Annotated in this window: 14 protein-coding genes and 2 pseudogenes; 4 read left to right on the top strand and 12 right to left on the bottom strand. The window is 53.4% G+C overall.

Annotated elements, in window-relative coordinates; all coding sequences use genetic code 11:
- Positions 1-36: 36 nt before the first annotated feature.
- The 9 genes from RDW26_RS01195 to RDW26_RS01155 all read right to left on the bottom strand — a co-directional run bounded on the left by RDW26_RS01195 (position 37) and on the right by RDW26_RS01155 (position 8,385).
- Positions 37-1,131, bottom strand: coding sequence for an IS66 family transposase (locus RDW26_RS01195; protein ID WP_307982189.1), 1,095 nt, complete (start codon positions 1,129-1,131; stop codon positions 37-39).
- Positions 1,132-1,176: 45 nt separating this feature from the next.
- Positions 1,177-1,536: an IS66 family insertion sequence element accessory protein TnpB gene (gene tnpB, locus RDW26_RS01190; protein ID WP_307982188.1), complete on the bottom strand. Its 360-nt coding sequence runs from the start codon at positions 1,534-1,536 to the stop codon at positions 1,177-1,179.
- On the bottom strand, positions 1,533-1,955 hold the full coding sequence (locus RDW26_RS01185) for a hypothetical protein (protein ID WP_307982187.1): 423 nt from the start codon (positions 1,953-1,955) through the stop codon (positions 1,533-1,535). Before RDW26_RS01185 ends, tnpB begins: the two co-directional genes overlap by 4 nt.
- Positions 1,956-2,479: 524 nt before the next feature.
- A complete protein-coding gene (locus tag RDW26_RS01180; RefSeq protein ID WP_307982186.1) occupies positions 2,480-5,653 on the bottom strand; it encodes an SIR2 family protein in 3,174 nt (1,057 codons plus the stop codon).
- Between the two features lie 2 nt (positions 5,654-5,655).
- Positions 5,656-5,970, bottom strand: coding sequence for a hypothetical protein (locus RDW26_RS01175; RefSeq protein ID WP_307982185.1), 315 nt, complete (start codon positions 5,968-5,970; stop codon positions 5,656-5,658).
- A 71-nt stretch (positions 5,971-6,041) separates the two neighbouring features.
- Positions 6,042-6,503: a hypothetical protein gene (locus RDW26_RS01170; protein WP_307982184.1), complete on the bottom strand. Its 462-nt coding sequence runs from the start codon at positions 6,501-6,503 to the stop codon at positions 6,042-6,044.
- A complete protein-coding gene (locus RDW26_RS01165; protein WP_307982183.1) occupies positions 6,500-6,970 on the bottom strand; it encodes a helix-turn-helix transcriptional regulator in 471 nt (156 codons plus the stop codon). Before RDW26_RS01165 ends, RDW26_RS01170 begins: the two co-directional genes overlap by 4 nt.
- Before the next feature lies 1 nt (position 6,971).
- On the bottom strand, positions 6,972-7,388 hold the full coding sequence (locus tag RDW26_RS01160) for a hypothetical protein (RefSeq protein ID WP_307982182.1): 417 nt from the start codon (positions 7,386-7,388) through the stop codon (positions 6,972-6,974).
- A gap of 286 nt (positions 7,389-7,674) precedes the next feature.
- Positions 7,675-8,385, bottom strand: a complete 711-nt coding sequence (locus tag RDW26_RS01155; RefSeq protein WP_307982181.1) for an AAA family ATPase — start codon at positions 8,383-8,385, stop codon at positions 7,675-7,677.
- Between the two features lie 403 nt (positions 8,386-8,788).
- On the opposite strand from RDW26_RS01155, the gene RDW26_RS01150 reads away from it, so the two are divergent.
- A complete protein-coding gene (locus RDW26_RS01150; protein ID WP_307982180.1) occupies positions 8,789-10,069 on the top strand; it encodes a hypothetical protein in 1,281 nt (426 codons plus the stop codon).
- 274 nt (positions 10,070-10,343) lie between these two features.
- The gene (locus RDW26_RS01145; RefSeq protein WP_307982179.1) at positions 10,344-10,754 is read left to right on the top strand and encodes a transposase; all 411 of its coding nucleotides are present in this window, start codon (positions 10,344-10,346) and stop codon (positions 10,752-10,754) included.
- 24 nt (positions 10,755-10,778) lie between these two features.
- Here the strand turns inward: RDW26_RS01145 and RDW26_RS01140 are convergent, their stop codons facing one another.
- The 3 genes and pseudogenes from RDW26_RS01140 to RDW26_RS01130 all read right to left on the bottom strand — a co-directional run.
- On the bottom strand, positions 10,779-12,500 hold the full coding sequence (locus tag RDW26_RS01140) for an AIPR family protein (protein WP_307982178.1): 1,722 nt from the start codon (positions 12,498-12,500) through the stop codon (positions 10,779-10,781).
- 159 nt (positions 12,501-12,659) lie between these two features.
- Positions 12,660-13,175: pseudogene (locus tag RDW26_RS01135) on the bottom strand (dTDP-glucose 4,6-dehydratase); the annotation flags it as partial.
- A 9-nt stretch (positions 13,176-13,184) separates the two neighbouring features.
- Positions 13,185-13,574, bottom strand: a pseudogene (locus tag RDW26_RS01130) (sugar transferase); the annotation flags it as partial.
- Between the two features lie 222 nt (positions 13,575-13,796).
- Between RDW26_RS01130 and RDW26_RS01125 the strand changes: the two are divergent.
- Together RDW26_RS01125 and RDW26_RS01120 are read left to right on the top strand one after the other, a co-directional pair.
- Entirely contained in the window at positions 13,797-14,939 is a 1,143-nt protein-coding gene (locus RDW26_RS01125) for an ImmA/IrrE family metallo-endopeptidase (protein ID WP_307982177.1), read from the top strand.
- Positions 14,939-15,466: a DUF4411 family protein gene (locus RDW26_RS01120; protein ID WP_294416128.1), complete on the top strand. Its 528-nt coding sequence runs from the start codon at positions 14,939-14,941 to the stop codon at positions 15,464-15,466. The genes RDW26_RS01125 and RDW26_RS01120 overlap by 1 nt, the downstream gene beginning before the upstream one ends.
- The last annotated feature ends 717 nt before the right edge of the window (positions 15,467-16,183 follow it).

Below are 16,183 nucleotides of genomic sequence, written 5' to 3'. Positions count from 1 at the left end.
CGAAGTGTCGAAAACCTGCATAGCGAAATGCCGGTTTCATGGTTGACGAATACAGCCGTTTTCCAGAGTGAAGTACGGCTGGTAGCCATCGGTGACGAGCCATCCCGACCAGCCGCGCAGGAAGCCTTCGGCCACCTTGCCGCTTCTGGTCGGGCTGTATTCGTAGATATAAACGGGATTATCGCAGGCCGGCGCGGCGAACAGCCACATGCGCGACTTGCACTTCGCCTCGCGCCCGGGCTCTTTGAGCACCTGCACCTCCGTCTCGTCGGCATGGATTATGTCGCCCATGAGCAGATGCTCTTTCATGCGGGCCCTCATCTTGCAAAGCCACAGCTCCCACGACCGCATCACCCAGTTCGCCATGTTCTGGCGAGACACGTCTGCCCCCAGGCACCTGAACTCCTGCTCCATGCGGTACAGGGGAAGGGAGTTCGAGTACTTGCCGTTCACCACGTACGCTATCAGCGACGGCGTGGCGAACGACCCCTTGATCGGCGGCCTCGGCATGGGCGCGCGAACGATGCCCGCGGGGACCTCCTCGCCGGCGGCGTTGGCCCCGCAGCATCCCGGGCAGCGGTAGACCTCGCGCTCGTGGCGCTCGGCCACCAGATGGGCGGGCACCATGCGCAGGGAATACGTCACCTCGACGCTGAACCCTTCCAAGCGCGCGCCGCACCCGGGGCATTCCCGCGATTCTGCGGGCAGCTCGTGGCGCACCACCACCTGCTCGAGCTTGGAGTAGTCGATCTTCCTTTTCCCGCCCCTTTTGCGGGGCTTGGGCGGGACGGCCTCGTCGAAGGCGGGCTCGGGCGACCCGTCGGCCGCGGCCTCCATGTCGTTGAACAGGGACAGCTGGTCGGGCATCACCTTCTCGGATTTGCAGCCGAAGAAGCGCTGGTTGGACAGGCGGACCAGCTCTATGAGCCTGTCGCGCTCGGCCTTCACCGCCGCCAGCTCGGCGCGCAGCTCCTCGGCCAGCGCCTCCGGCGCCCGCGCGGCCTCGGAGGCCGCCTTCGCCAGCTCGGCGTTGTCGCGGGCCAGCCGCTCGTTGTCGCGCGAGAGCGACTCGACCTGCGCCATCAGGCGGGCGATCTGCTCGGCGGCCGATATGTCCGTTTGCTTCCCCATGGGCATATTTTCCCATATACTCCCAGGTCAATCCATGCTTTTAGGCTAAAGAACCTTCCCGGCGGCGACCGGCGCGGCCGCCTGGGGCAGCTCCGCGGGAAGCCCTTCCAGCAGCCAAAGCAGCTGCCGGCGCTCGATATGCGGAAGAAGCTCGCCGTCCTCCGAGTGCCGCCACCTGAAGCCGCCCTCGGAAAGGCGCACGTACCACATGCACCAGCCGTTGACGTCGAAGCGCAGCAGCTTCATCTTCTCGCAGTCGCGGCTCACGAAGCAGTACAGCGCGCCGTCCATCGGGTCGCGCCCGAAGTCGGCCGCCACGATCGAGGCCAGGCGCTGGATCCCGGCGCGCATGTCCTGGGGCCTTTTGGATATGTATATGGCGTCGGGCGTGGTGAACGGGTTCACAGCGACGCCGCCGCCCGCATCGCCGCGGCTATGTCGGCCTCCGCCGCGCCCGCCGGTATGGCCAGCTCGACGCGGCCCACCAGCGCGCGGATGGGCAGCGGCGACGACGGCCCTTTGCGTTCCGCCCCTTCTTCGGCCGGGTCGGCGGCGCCCTGCGCGGCGGGACCCGCCGCCGGCACGATGGCCTTGGCGTCGGCGATGCCCTGCCTGGTCACCTTCACCCATCCCGTCGTCTCGGAGTTCTTCCCGGCGAAGCGGCCGGGCTCCTCGTCGCGGAAGACGGCGAGCCACCTGTACAGGCTCGACTTGTTCACCTTGTTCAGCGAGCACCACTCGCCGATGGCCATGCCCGAGGCCAGGCAGCGCTCTATGCGCCCGGCCCACATGTCCCGCCTTGCGGCGTCTCCGTTGACGGACATCGCAAACCTCCCGATCGAAAGCGTTTGCGACGATCATCAGTCAACTGATCAGGTGTGTTAAGACGCGCTATCTTTGACGCTTACTGAAGGCCGACATGGTCGACTGCCAAGAGGATGTTTGACCGATAACGACGGAGTTGTACGTGTCGCGGTCGGTCTGATCGCTAAACCGCACAACAAGAACGAGGTTCCCCTCGTTAGGTTGATCGGACATCGGGATGTCCGCGTACGTCGACGAAACAGGACGCACGCACGGGATGCATGAAGCAACCATTACCAGCACAAGGAGCCAAACCAACGTGGATTTAGCGAAGCGAAAGCGAGTGGCCATACGGCCCCCTTACCGGAATGTCAATTGACGCAATTCTACCAGGGAATTTGGTGATTACGGTTGGCATTAGGGCGAGGAATCGGGAGCGAGCCCTTTTCCCTTCTTGCAGAAAATGCCCGCGAAAGGCGCAGGTGTTACCAATGCGCCGGCAGTGATACGCCCTCAAACGCCCATTCCATGCGCCTGCCTACCTCTATTTCAAAGACTTCAGGGCCTCGGGCACCACGCCGCCTAAGTGCAAGACGCATAGTTCCCGAAGATCTGTGCACGTCTTCTCGGAAGCCTTGGAAACATCCAAACCGTTAATCGCGTTGCATATATCCTCACGCTCCATTGCAAAATAGTCTGCGCTTTTAAGCATTGCTCGGAGAAAGCAGGCCTTCTCTTCATCCGTAATTTCCGCACAAGCAACAATTTCATCAAGCGGAATATCCCAAAATAGTCTTGAGCCGCATTCCCTTTCACAGTATTTCGCAATTATTCGTATCGCATCGCGAGCAGGCAGCCCTTCCGCTTTCAATAGCCTGCGCAACCCGGTCGCAGCTTCCTTATAGCAATCTTCGTTTTCGAGCAACTGGGAAATCGCGGCTAAAATCCACTGCCCCCATTCTTGCGACTTGCAATCCCCCCCTAAGTGCAAGGCCCAATCAACAAGCACCCGAATGGCTATAGAGCACAATTTCGGATAGGCGCGGCATGATGCAACAATGCGGCTCCTCTCCGGGGGAGCATCATAAAAAACGGAGCATCTAACGTACAGCGCGCAAACACCCGCAATCCCCTGATTCGAGCACATTGAATCAAAGACGGAAAGGATAGTTTGCCAACGCCCTCGAATCAGCATCCAAGCTTTTTCGGAAACTAAATTCAGGTATCCAAGTCCGCAAAGCGCACCATCAAATCCCAAAGATCCCACTTCAAGAAAGGGAAGACAGCAAGCTTTTGCACATTCCATATTCGCGTTTGTCCAATAGCTCACTTCGGAAAGCAAGCTTGCCGCAAGGCAATTTGACTTGAATGCATCGTTTTCAACCAAGCGTACCAACTTTTGCACCCGCGCATGTGTCACTTCCCCTTTTGCATCATCGGAACCAGCGCATACGCCAGAACGCTTTACGATATCGCAAACAAGGCCAACGGGTGCGTTGATTGAGGTAGTCAACCAATCGGTGCGTTCGCATGATTTCGTGTTGCAATTCCAACGAGAGATGCCATCAATTGCCGTCTCGAGCAATTCGTCGAATCCTTCTTGGATTAGAAACCCCTCTTGCAAAGCAAGCTCATGCAGCCCGAATAGCGCTTGTTGATATGTCTTATCGTCAACAAGACATCTCGACAGCAAAGCGAATGCCTCTTTCCATGCAGAAGAGGGAACGTCTTTCCACGTAATCTGGCTAAGAGAAGCTGCCGCTAACCGCTTGCCATCTTCGCCGGATTCAAGCAAATCGAGACAAACTGCAATCGCTCTTGCCGGATAAGCCTTCATTGGCTGCTCGACAACTTCATAGGGAAGAATTGGGTGCCCCTCTTTTCGCACCGCATCCAACCGTTTTAGCAAAGCCTCCGCGTTAAACGCTTGCTCGCGCATAGGAGGAAGCGAGTCGTCCTCAAAATGGCATGACGAGGTGCTCCAACTCAAGTCCGGATATTCCCTTTCCTTAAAGTTGGGGTATCGTTGCTTTATTTCGCTCAACTCTCCTTTCAAAAGAGAGTCTTCGGGGCTGTCTCGCAGCAGCCAGCGAAAAATGTTAAATCTCCCGTACGCGTCAAAATTGCTAGCCAAGTCGGGGTATTTCCCATGGACGTAATCCATGAGCTTGCGTCTACCTGACTCGGATAAACGAGGATACGCAAACCGAACCAGCATGAACACCTCGTGCTTAGCACTTAACTTTTCCTTGCATTCGGCAGCGAGAAGAACATCAAGCGTGCGGTCGGCGTCAAGGTCTATATAACGGAGGAAAAACAAGCCTAGGCGCATCACGAAACACGAACGAGATACGCAAAGCCGCTCTACGGCACCGACATCTAAAAGCCCGTGGTTAATTAGCTCCAAGCCTAAATCGCGAGCAAGCGACACTAAAACGTGAATTGTTCCTTTGAGATAGGCATCTTGCTCGTGTTCTTCGATGGCCGACCGCGAGAAGCTATCAGAGTCAAACGGCAAAGACGAAGTACCGAAAGCAGATTCAATCTCCGCCCTTTCTTCCAGCTTCTCAACGAGATAGGAGAACAACTCTTTACCTATTTCACCAGAATGAGCAAGCGCCGCTTGTATCATCCTCTTTGTTTCGGCATCGGAATCAAAACAAAACTGGACAGCAAAGCCCTCTTGCTCTCCAGATTGAGGAGCTTTATATGTTGTCGAAAATGAAAAAGCCAGCTTAAGCACGCGCAGCACCACTCTGGGATTAGCGGTTTTCTCGACAATGCCGACCAAGGCGTACCAACTTCCATCTCGTGAGATATACTGCGGCTCAAAATATGCCAGCCAAGCCGCAAGACAATCCTCCGAGGCGCCTCCACTATGCAGCACCCACAAAACCGTAGAGCAAAACCCTTTTGAAAGATGTCTGTCCGCTTTTGCAGCCTCCAGCAACACCGCGCGATAATCGCTCAACGCCACATCGCGGACAACCCATCGAAACAATGGTTCTTGCTCTGACGGAAATTCATCATCGTATAAAAAGGAGGTCACTCCGATAGCAACAAGTAAACGAAACGAACTTGCGCCATTCGCCGACTGGGCGAACGACTCGGCTAGCGCCGCACGCTCCTCGGGCGGATACATCGAGTCGCTCAATAGGCGGCGAAGCTCTGTGCGTAGCCCTTCATCAAGCTCCTCACCTTTTGCAGCAGCAGAACTGACGACGTTGGCGCGCTCGTACAACGACAGCCTTGTCCTTCTGCCCCATTCCTCAAACAGCACAGGAAGCTGATTAAAATCGCTAAACTGAACAGGTGAAATGCCTCTATAGCGCCACTTATCAGACTCTTCGTCACTTCTTACAAGCGCAAATACTTTTCCTTTCATCTCTGCCGAAATCGACCTCGCGAGGTAATGAACGAGCATGTCACTACAGCTATAGCCAACGAATAGGACGGTATAGCGAGAAAACATCTTCACCAGAAATCGGGCAGCCCACCCGTCAGAAACGTAAGCTTTACCGAAATCCGAATCCGTCAACACCATCTCATGCGGATAGCGAATGCCGCCGTGAAGGTGCACGATTCCCGTGAAATCATCGCCTTTAGGCAACGCAGGGCCATTATATATGCGAGGGGCAATGTCGAGCTCTTTTGCAGCGCATTCAAACCGATAATCGAAGTTTGTTGTTACAACACGAGCGGAGAGCTGATTGTCCAATGTCAGGATATGCTTATGCAGCTCGGAGCACGTTTCTTCTTCCAGCAAAGAGGCGCAATACGGTGCACATCTCCTTTTTGGGAAAGAAGGCCAAGCGCCGCTTCTAGGTTAACGTCCTCTCCTTGATCAAGGGCGCGACGAATCCCGAGGTTGTCAAGCGGATCAAATTGTTCCGATGCGCTTTTGACCAGCTCGACAAAGGAAGCTAGCGGCTTGGGACGCTGCATCGACACCCCGGCACCCGCAAATATCACCAAGCTGCCATCAGCAAGTGCCCGGTTAAGCTCATCGGGAAGATGGACTCCCAAAATGTTCATAGGCCTCCTAATGCGGTTGGTTATTTAGCAAAGCAGGCTTCTAATCGTCCGAGCATTTGAAGGAACACTCGTTATTGCGATACCTTCCTCATGGACTTTACTAAGGCGTACGGGTCTATCGTAGGAAACGTTTGCCTGCCCACAGGACTTTCGGAGGTAATGCTTTCGATAACAGCGCGAATTTTCCCGTAAGCAATTGACACGGAATTTGCCAGTATAAAATCCTTCCGATCTTCTTCCGGAATAGATTCGAGTGCCGCCTCGGGAATAGCGACGGTTATGCCCAGCTTGCAGGAGGCCGTAAACGCTGGATCGGCATCCGCATTTGCGCTTTGGAGCCAATTTCCTGTTGCTTCCAGAACGCATTTGCTCGTCAGCGCCCCATCGTGCACCTCGGGAAGTCCTAAGTTAGAGTTCATGGTCAGAAAAAAATGCGTCTCACCACCAGCAAAGCCCTCTTCTATGTTGAGGCTAAGACCAAGAACCTTAGTGTCAAGGAGTTGAACCGGGGATAGCCAATTTGTCTGCGTCATGCCACCATCCTCCTGAGCGAAATGGTACCCATTTGCTTCAAAGTTTCATCTGCTTTGATTGGTTGAGTTTGCGTGCCTTTGCTCGGAGCATAAGAAGAAAACGACTGCGCAGGGGTGGATGGCAACGATATCGGGGCGGATACTTCCGCCTCATCTTCCAGCTTGGCATAACTTATTTCCGAAGTTTGATTCAGAGTTATGGGCGAAACCGTACACCCCATAGCTACAGCAATCTTTGCAATAGTTTTAAAAGTAAGATTCGAGGTGTTCGACAGCAGCTTGGAAACCGCCGGCGGGGTTACGCCCATTAGCTTTGCCAGGTCCTTTTGCCTAATGCCAAGCTTTTTCATGTGTAAGAATACTTCCGATTCAAAATCTAACGCCATTTTTGCGGCAACAGTTTCAAAAGACGGCTTAGGGGCTTCATCGACTCCAAGAAACTCTTCGAGGGAAACCTTCATAGCCATGTTACTCACCCTCTTCTAGTAAGCGCATTGCGTGTTCTGCTAATGGTTTTATTTGTTCTATCTTCTTTTCCATACTTATATGTTTGTGAGCCTCAAACGCATCAAGCATAACGAGCTTTTGCCTCTTTTTACTCAGATAGGTAATTACACGCCACGTTTTGTCAAAGCGCCGAATCTCAATCAGGCTAAGCGAAGTGCCTTTAATCGTGTCGAAGCGCTTAGAGGCAAAAGCGAACTCAACACCATTTGTATATCCCATTTCATCAATCTTCTCGATAAGATTAAATAGGGATTCGTGAGCGGCTTTGTCTTTCTTGAATCTCTTTTGCAGAATGTCCTTTCCTGATTCATCGTCATTGTCAACGAGCAAATAGAAGAAATCAGCTATCTGTTTTAATTGCCATCTATCGCTCGTCATTCACACTCCTAACGAAGTTTGCCCTGAAATAGTTTACCTATAAGTTAATTGCTTGTGAAGCAGATAAGTGCTCTATTTTTGCATCCATGAAAATCCCAGGCTACACCTAGAGAACCGATTAACCATGAAAGGGAGATGCAGGCGAAGATTAGAGGGCATACTCCAGAGCATGCCCAGCTCGGCACCTTCGCCCATGAGCTCGCGGAACACCGGCAGGTCCCGCGGCGTCGAGATAACGAGCGCCTTCACTTCGGATTTTTTTGGAACCTATCTGAGCGAGTCCCGATTAAGCAAAACTCTTCCTGCCCTTAACGTCGTAACGCCGCGCTTCCTCGATAAGGAATGACTCTTCCAAATGCCCTATATACGAAGAAATCGTATTCGTGCTTATCTTTGACTTCAAAACAGACTTGAACGTCACCTCAATCTTGGGAGGATTCGTAAGCGGCATTCCTCCGTATGCAACGTACTCGGCCCAGCCTTCGTATTTATCGCCTTCGAAACCCTGCATGAATTCAGAAAACGACAACGGCCGCACCCTTACCTCGTCACCGCGACCGCGGAACTGTGTCATCACATCGGATGACAACAACCTGGAATTGCTACCTGCAACGTAAACATCGACGTTGCGCATGCGCAGCAAGCCGTTGAGCGCTCCGTATAATCGCGGTGGCATTGCCTTTGAGCTCTTCGTCCGAAATGGCATACTGCACCTCATCAAGCAAAACATAATAGGGAGATTTTTGTCGGCAATCCTGAATCCAAGGAAGTCGTTCAAAACAGACGAATCACGGAGACGCGCATTTCCTTCGTCATCTAGCGCAACCTCAACAATATGCCCATCGTCAACGCCAACCTCGTTCCTAAGATAGCTCTCAAAAAAGATCAGCAATGGGTGCGCCTCACCACAACGCCTAATGCTCGCGATGACTTTAATCGTTCCATTACGCATACAATCTATGAGTCCGTTGGGGTACATGTCTCCGCGAATCTCCACCGCTCCCTCCTTGCTTTTTCATTGAGCGTTTAGCATATGTTGCAATTCCACTCAATGAACGGAGGAATCGGCAGATCAGCCCCATTACGCACTTTTATTGTTGACGTTGTTTTTAACATCAACCTCATTCCGGTAGCCGGAAAAATAATGAGCAATAGCGCATCTTTAGTTTTTGCTAGCTGCTAGAGCCCCGCAAGATTGCACCACCGCAAAAGTCAAAGAGCCGCAACTCCAATGACCACATAGACCGCCGAATAAACCACGATGTGCTCATATCGAAAAGCATCCGAGACCGAAACCACAGACGCTTTTACTCAGTGGGTGGAATGACACCCATGTCGCGCAGATCCCTATTTCAACGATATACTAAAGTCGTTCCCGCCCAGAGAAACCGAGTGCAATCATGAAAAAGCAAAAATCATTCCAGATACACCTCGATCCTGATTTGATTGAAGAGTTCCATGCCTCGCTTAATGCCCACGAACATATTTCGGAGCAAATTTCTTTTATGGAGAAAGCCTTCAAAAAGAAAAGCTACCGAGGTGTTCCCACTTGGGACTGTATCTGCGCATGCGAACACCGCATTCGTGATACCGTGGGATACCTGAACGATCAGGTACTTGGCAAGATGGAACACGGTAGCGCATTCGATTTCATTAACTTCATCAACAACGCCTCAGTAGTGCTCGACAGCATAGATATGCTTGCTAAAATTCTTGGCGTCGATTTGAGCCAAGAAGATGCGCGGACCGATGCGTTCAATATGGTTGGCCTAAATGGAGAGGGTACCGATAAAAAATACTTTGAATTTCTGCGTTCTCTGTGCGCCGTGCACCCCGTCGAAACGAATCGTTACAAGAACGTGTTCCATACAGCCGATATAGTTACTTGTCCCTATTTAGTTTGGGTGAACAAAAACTTTCTGGGATCGTTTTGGAACTGCGATCTACATGGACACGCTTTCATCAACGAGGCAAACAGCTGGGGCAAGGATATTTGCATCCACATCGACCAGGTTTTTGCGCATATCAAATACCGTTATAGCCTTCTTAACAAAATAGGATGTACATTGGAGAGATTCCAAGAAAGCAGGATTGAGGAATTTCGTACCATTCCCGTTCCCGCACGCGCTGAAAATGAATCAGAGCCTTCCTACGTCGAACGCCTCAAAAATGCCGAAATCGAACGATTCGGTGCAAACAATGCCTATGTATACGACTTCGCAAAAAGAGCGTTGCTATTCAACCCGTCTAACCCTGCGAACAAAATCGCTGCCGAAAGATACAAAAACGCTTGGCGCTTCGCCATCGAATCGCAGCGCAACGTCCTGCAAAACATGTCCCGATTAGACGCCAACCATACAGAAATCGAGAGTGGCAACACGGATTGGGCTTTACATCTTGAATACTGCTACTGCGACTGCCACGAACTGGCAGAATTTAGCTACAACCTCGAGAAAATCAACTACCTCGACGGGGCATCAGGAAAAAGCAATGCCATCTGGGGAAGAGCTAAGCTTGAAGAGATGGATAGAGTTCTCGGAAAGCACATCGTGTTCGACTACGACAACGATTCCGATGAGGAGCTGTATATGCTCTCCCGGATCGCACTTTACGAAATTGCCTTTAAACATAATTGCGAAATCAATGAGACAATACCCCATGGTGAACGCTATCGCCCGTAATAACAGTGATGCGCAACGGCCTCAAAAGCAGCGTTTTCGACACACCCGTCGTGCATACGGCAAATCACTCGAGCAGCTCCGCGCGAAGGTAGAGTCGGCCGATTCGGCGGCAACCACGGCATCGAACCTGTCGCGACCCACCTCATGCCGTTCAGATCGCGTCGGGAAAGCTGGTGCAAGCAAGCGGTTTGAGGAGATTTCCGTAGGGCGACGGCCTTCACCCTAGAATCTGAAATTGCGACATAACGGATTCTTGGAAAGGACGAAGACCGCAATGGAGAGTCTAGCAGAAAGCATGTCCTCGCAAGCCCCGGTGCCGAGGTTCGAGGACGAGTTGATCAAGCCGAGGGAGCTCATAAGGCATCTCGCCGAGAACGTCGTGAGCGCCATCATGCACGCTGAAACAGACCAGCCGTGCACCGGCGGCACCAACAGCCGCAACGGCTACCGCGAGCACAACCTGGTCACATGCGTGGGCGACATCACAATGCGCATACCGAAGCTGCGGTCCGGCAGCTTCTTCCCCGAGGACATCATCGGGCGCCACTGGCACATCGAAGGACCAGGTCATTCTCAAAAACCGATTGGAAAAGTCCGGGAGTTTTCTCGTTCCTGCGCTGTCGTTTTGACGTTTACATCGCAATTAGCCCAACAGGTATCTTCCAGACACCATCGAATTGATTAAAGCGAGAATCCACAAAACAGCAACTCAATCACTCCTCTTACATAATTCAAATCTTAGTGATTTCAATAGCTTCGCTGTAGTTTCACTTGATTTTGCCGCCTTGGCATCTCCGCCAGAATCACGATATTCTTTAAAAGCAAATGCCGCTGCCGAACGGACGTCCTTTTCGATAATGTCATCGATAGACAGATTTTCGAGCAATGAATTAGTTATTTCGATTGTCCCGACTTTCATAGCAACCGTCACCAATAGCGCATAAAAACGAATATCGCTAATTTGCGACTGGCTGTACTCATCTTGAAAGGATGACAGAATTCCAAATACCTTTTTACCAATGCATGCTACGTTAAAAAAAGCTTGTAAATTCCCATTACGAGGAAACAGCTTATTGTACTTTGCGTCATCTGATAATAGAGTAGATGGTCGCGCCCTCGCCTGGTCCGGTTGCTTAAGCAATAAAGTCATCAGACACTGGCCAAGAAAATCAATGCTTACGATATCCTCTCGCTTTTTCCCTAGGTTTTTGTAATAGTTTTTTCGTCTATCGTAATAGAGGCCTCTTGGCTTGAAATATTGTTCAATCTGCAATTGAATCGAATCCGTTGCACGTAGGGACGTTTTCTTTATAGTGGTCTGGCTATTCGTCGCCATGATGACCCTATCCCTAGTTTCGTCACTTTCGGGCACGATTATTCGAACAAGTATATTTCGACAATCCGCTGGGTTTTCGTGCTCTGTCATATAACAATTTACTTCATAGGTGGTTTGGAGACCGTTAACAATCCTCGGGTCCTCCATTCTGATTTCGCCGCCTGTTACCTGCCATGCCCTGTTCGCCAAAATCGTAACACCATTGTTCAGCCACCAAAAATCATCTGTCTTATTGTTTTCGAGGGTCCTTTTGATTTCCCTATTAACCTGAACGCTTCCTTGATAGTCACGAATATTCGCTTCAAATAAAAAGTTCCTCAACTTTCCGTTTTCGCCAATCAGGAACTCCTGATATGAAGCTAAAGAAACCAATCCAACATAGTCTGTCCGTCCTGGAACCGCGATAAGCGACCCTGGAGGAAAGCGCAAGCTCAGTTCTCGTAAAGCAGGTGGATTCCAAATCTCAACCAGTTCCTTGGCCCCAAAAAACTCGACACTCACATTTAGACTTTGTATTGGCAAAAAATTTTTAACCAGCGCAACGAGGCTTTCCTTTTGCAATTCGACATTCGGATGCACTTCCGAAGCAAAAGAAACATCATAAAAAGACACTTCAATCCGAGCCGACTTACGTGCTGCAATAGTGATCGCCGTCTTAATCTGTTCAAATTTTGCTAAGACGCCTTCATCATATTTTGCAGAATAATCTTCCGTTCTATGCGCAAATTGCAAGAGGTCGGTACAAATGTCTTTCCATTTAAGAAAGACATCCTCCTTAAATGATGTCGTAGTTTTAGATTGGATAATGTAAATTTGAATCGAAGATTCACCATTTATCGTTTTCAGAACAGTTTCTTCATCTTCCCTGACAATTTCTCCATTTAAGAAAACATAAATACCGTCACACCCACCGTCTCTCGACCTGCCAACAAGACCGCTTTCAATTTCTTCAGCAGTCAGATCATAGTGCGCGAGAACTTTATCGACTGAGATGTATTCAAAAAAAGAGCCCTCGCTCCCATAGGAGCTCTGCTCTTCATAATCGCCCTTGAAGAATTGCTTTACGAGCACTTGCTCGTTAGTCAAATTAGACATCTAATCTCCAATCGGACAAAATCACCAATCTCATCAAATATTTATCAGTCAATTAGCTTAGCCGCTCGGACCTCTAACTTTTTCGTCAACAAATAATTTACAGGCAGAAACAGTAAGACCCGCGAATCATGGGCCTTACTGTTTCTGCATGAGTTTGCTTTACTGCCCCTGCGCCTCGTAGCGAGCCTCGGTGGCAGCCTTGGCCGGGCGCCACCAGGATTCGTTATCCCGATACCACTCGATGGTCTGGCGCAGGCCCTCGGCGAAGTCGTTGTGCCGGGGCTTCCAGCCGAACTCGCGCCGCAGCTTGGTCGAGTCGATGGCGTAGCGGCGGTCGTGGCCGGGGCGGTCCTTGACCCAATCGAAATCGTCGGGGTCCTTACCCATCATCTCGAGGATCATCCTGAGCACCGTAATGTTGTCCTTCTCCCCGTCTGCGCCGATGAGGTAGGTCTCGCCCGCGCGGCCTTTGGTGAGTATCGTCCACACGGCCGAGCTGTGATCCTCGGTGTGGATCCAGTCGCGCACGTTCTCGCCCGTGCCGTAGAGCTTGGGGCGCACGCCGTCGATGATGTTCGTTATCTGGCGCGGGATGAACTTCTCCACGTGCTGGTAGGGGCCGTAGTTGTTGCTGCAGTTGCTGATGGTGGTACGCAAGCCGTAGATCCTCGTCCACAGATCCAAATCGACCCACTCGTCGAAGGTTATGGAGTCGCGGTTGCGGCGGGTTTGCCAGTAGCAGGTCATGCCGGGCTTCACAAGCAGCCTTTGGCGCTGGTAGTCGTTGTAGGTTGCAACCTCGTTCGGCAGCGCGGGGCGCGGGCCCACGACGCTCATCCCTTTTGTCAAGACGAAAACGCAAGGTCGTGCAGGTGATTTTGCGCAGGTAGCGGGGGTCGATGGCGATTTCGACGGGTCGTTTAGGGCCACTAGGAGCGCATAAGGCAATCGAAATGCTGAGGTATTCCAAACGCTCGAAGCGCGCCGATTTCCACCCTTGATGCCCGCCGAAACCGTCTCATTGGGACCCGTTTCCCAATGAGACGGTTCTTCACAAACGGCATCAAGGCGCATGAAAACGCGGGGACAGTCGCCAAAGCGCGCTTCTGCGGATACGCCCATAATGCTCAATTCAGGCCCTTAGAAGGCTTCTTATGGTATTTGCAGTCCTCGGCAGGCAAAGTGCGCGGCGAGATGGCGGAGAGATGCGAATTCCGCCAACCTGCGCCGCGCGCACGCTGCGCCACGCAAGAGATTGCGATATATTGTTGTCTTCAGAAGAAGGAGGTGAACGCCATGAGGGACACGCCGAATCCCGCGGTTATCGAGTGGGCCATCAAACGCTGCGGCAAGACGCCCGAGGACATGACGGGCATCTCCAAGAAGGCGCCCCTGTGGGTCACCGGCGACGCAGAGCCGACGGCCAAGCAGATGCAGAAGCTGGCGAAGGCCACGCACGTCCTGCTGCCGTACTTCTACGAAGACGAGCTACCCGACCTGGGCCTCCAGATCCCCGACTTCCGCACCGTGACCTCCGAAGCGCCGAAGGACCCCAGCCCGGAGCTCTACGACACGATCAACCTGATGCAATCCCGGCAGGACTGGCTCTCCGAGTATCTGGAGGACGACGGTGCCGACAGGCTCTCCTTCGTCGGCAGCTGCAAGGGCATGACCTCCGTCGCCGAGTGCGTGGCCGCCATGCGCTCCCTCATCAATCTCGAGGTCGGCTGGGCGAAGAGCCTGGCCAGCGACGCCGCCGTTCGCGCGCTACGCGACGCCATCGAGGCGACCGGCGTCTACGTCTGCGCCGGAAGCTACGTCGGCAACAGCAGCAAAAGAACGCTCGACGTGAAGGAGTTCAGAGGCTTCGTCCTGACCGACGCCTACGCGCCGGTCATCTTCATCAACACCAGGGACGCGCGCTCCGCCCAGCTGTTCACGCTGGCCCACGAGTTCGCCCACCTGCTCTTCAACGAGAGCGGCCTGGACGACGCCGAGCTCGACGAGAGCAATGAGACCATTTGCGACGAGATCGCGGCCGAATTCCTCGTCCCCTCCTCCCTGGCCTTCCGCCTCTTCGACCGGTTCGACAACGACGGGGCCATCAAGGAGATGATGCGCTTCACCAAGGTGAGCGAGATCGTGTGCCTGCGCAGGGCGAAGGACCTGAAGCTCATCAGCAAGGCGGAGTTCTTCAGGAGGCTGGACGATTACAGGGCCCGCCTGTCCTCCCTGCCTCCCAATAAGGGAGAGCGCGCAAAAACCTCCGGGCCCTCCTTCTACACCCTGCAGAAGAACCATCTCGGCAAGCTCTTCCCCGAGACCGTGTACCTGGCCCTCAAGTCCGAGAGGCTGCTCTACTCCGACGCCTACCGGCTCACCGGCATGAGCGCCGGCAGCTTCTCCGACTACTACAAGCGAGAGGGGATGTTCGTATAGTGGCGCCTTACCCGCCTTACCTGATCGATTCCAACGCGTTCATCGAGTCGAAGAACCGCTACTACGCGTTCGACATCTGCCCCGGCTTCTGGGACTTCATGGTCGACGACTTCAACGCAGAGCGGTCTCTCAGCATTCGCCATGTCTACGACGAGCTCGTCGTCGGCGGCGATGACCTGTCCGATTGGGTAAAGGGCAACCTCGAACGGTCATCCTTCAAAGACAGCCTCGGCGATGCCGAGGTGGTGAAGGCGTACATGAAGGTTGCGGAATACGTCCGAGGCGACTACAAGCCGAACGTCGCCTCGGACTTCCTCGCCGAGACGGTTGCAGACCCCTGGCTCGTCGCATACGCGATGGCGCACGGTGGCTGCGTCGTCACGCAGGAGGCTCCGAAGCCCAGCAAGAAGAAGGCGTCGTTGGTGGACGTCTGCGACCACTTCGACGTCCACCACGTCAACGTCATTGAGTTTCTCCGCTCAGAGCAAGCCCGCTTCGTCTACTCGAAAAACAAAGCCCAAAGCTAGAGACTCGGAAAAGCGAGGCTGGGCCCATCGCGGCAAGGCCGACCGGACGCCAATGACACCTCCTAAGCGTATGTTTGGGCTTTCCAGGCAAAACCCGTCGACCGTCGATGCCGGTGATTCATAACGTCAAGCAAGCAGAAAAGGCACACGGGCCTTGTATGGCGGAATCGCAAAGTGGTTCCGCCTATTTTTCGCCCAACAGCGGCGTGTTCCCCAGGAACGCAGGCAGCATGCAAAGCGCGCCGGGCAGTAGGCCAAACCCCGAGGCGCAAACGGAGCCCGTCTCCAGCAGCCCCGATCATCCGACTCGTCTATATGCGGATTGAGACGTTCGATAACTATTGGTCCAGATGAAGAAATGGCGAGGTGCAAGCCTCGACGATCCGACAACTGCAAGGCACGCGTCCTTTTCGGCAGCACAGTTGACGCACGCCAAGAAGCGAATCGGCAAGGACGCCTTTGAAGCAGCATGCCTGGCCAGGAGCCCATGCCGCGTAAATAACACGCTCGGCAGCGGGGTCGAGGACCTGCCCGCTGGCCGTCGTCCGCCTTCGCTGCGTCCTGCCAGTCGAGCAACCATCCCGAGCACACGCCCGCCGGTCCCATGGCAAGGGGAGCGTTCCTCGCCTCCTCCCCTTGCAACCCCTCCGGCCGGCAGCCGCTCATCCGCCGCGGGGGCTGTTGCGCAGACCTCGTCGCTGCGGGGCGCACGCGCGA

It is taken from the genome of uncultured Senegalimassilia sp. (genome assembly GCF_902464545.1).
GTDB lineage: Bacteria > Actinomycetota > Coriobacteriia > Coriobacteriales > Eggerthellaceae > Senegalimassilia.
Note: the sequence above shows the minus strand (reverse complement) of the source record. Positions and strands in the feature narration are given on the sequence as shown.

Excerpts from the sequence above, each read along its gene's own strand:
- RDW26_RS01195 (WP_307982189.1), bottom strand. The coding sequence starts at position 1,131 with ATGGGGAAGCAAACGGACATATCGGCCGCCGAGCAGATCGCCCGCCTG.
- RDW26_RS01185 (WP_307982187.1), bottom strand. The coding sequence starts at position 1,955 with ATGTCCGTCAACGGAGACGCCGCAAGGCGGGACATGTGGGCCGGGCGC.
- RDW26_RS01175 (WP_307982185.1), bottom strand. The coding sequence starts at position 5,970 with ATGAACATTTTGGGAGTCCATCTTCCCGATGAGCTTAACCGGGCACTT.
- RDW26_RS01170 (WP_307982184.1), bottom strand. The coding sequence starts at position 6,503 with ATGACGCAGACAAATTGGCTATCCCCGGTTCAACTCCTTGACACTAAG.
- RDW26_RS01165 (WP_307982183.1), bottom strand. The coding sequence starts at position 6,970 with ATGGCTATGAAGGTTTCCCTCGAAGAGTTTCTTGGAGTCGATGAAGCC.
- RDW26_RS01160 (WP_307982182.1), bottom strand. The coding sequence starts at position 7,388 with ATGACGAGCGATAGATGGCAATTAAAACAGATAGCTGATTTCTTCTAT.
- RDW26_RS01150 (WP_307982180.1), top strand. The coding sequence starts at position 8,789 with ATGAAAAAGCAAAAATCATTCCAGATACACCTCGATCCTGATTTGATT.
- RDW26_RS01145 (WP_307982179.1), top strand. The coding sequence starts at position 10,344 with ATGGAGAGTCTAGCAGAAAGCATGTCCTCGCAAGCCCCGGTGCCGAGG.
- RDW26_RS01140 (WP_307982178.1), bottom strand. The coding sequence starts at position 12,500 with ATGTCTAATTTGACTAACGAGCAAGTGCTCGTAAAGCAATTCTTCAAG.
- RDW26_RS01125 (WP_307982177.1), top strand. The coding sequence starts at position 13,797 with ATGAGGGACACGCCGAATCCCGCGGTTATCGAGTGGGCCATCAAACGC.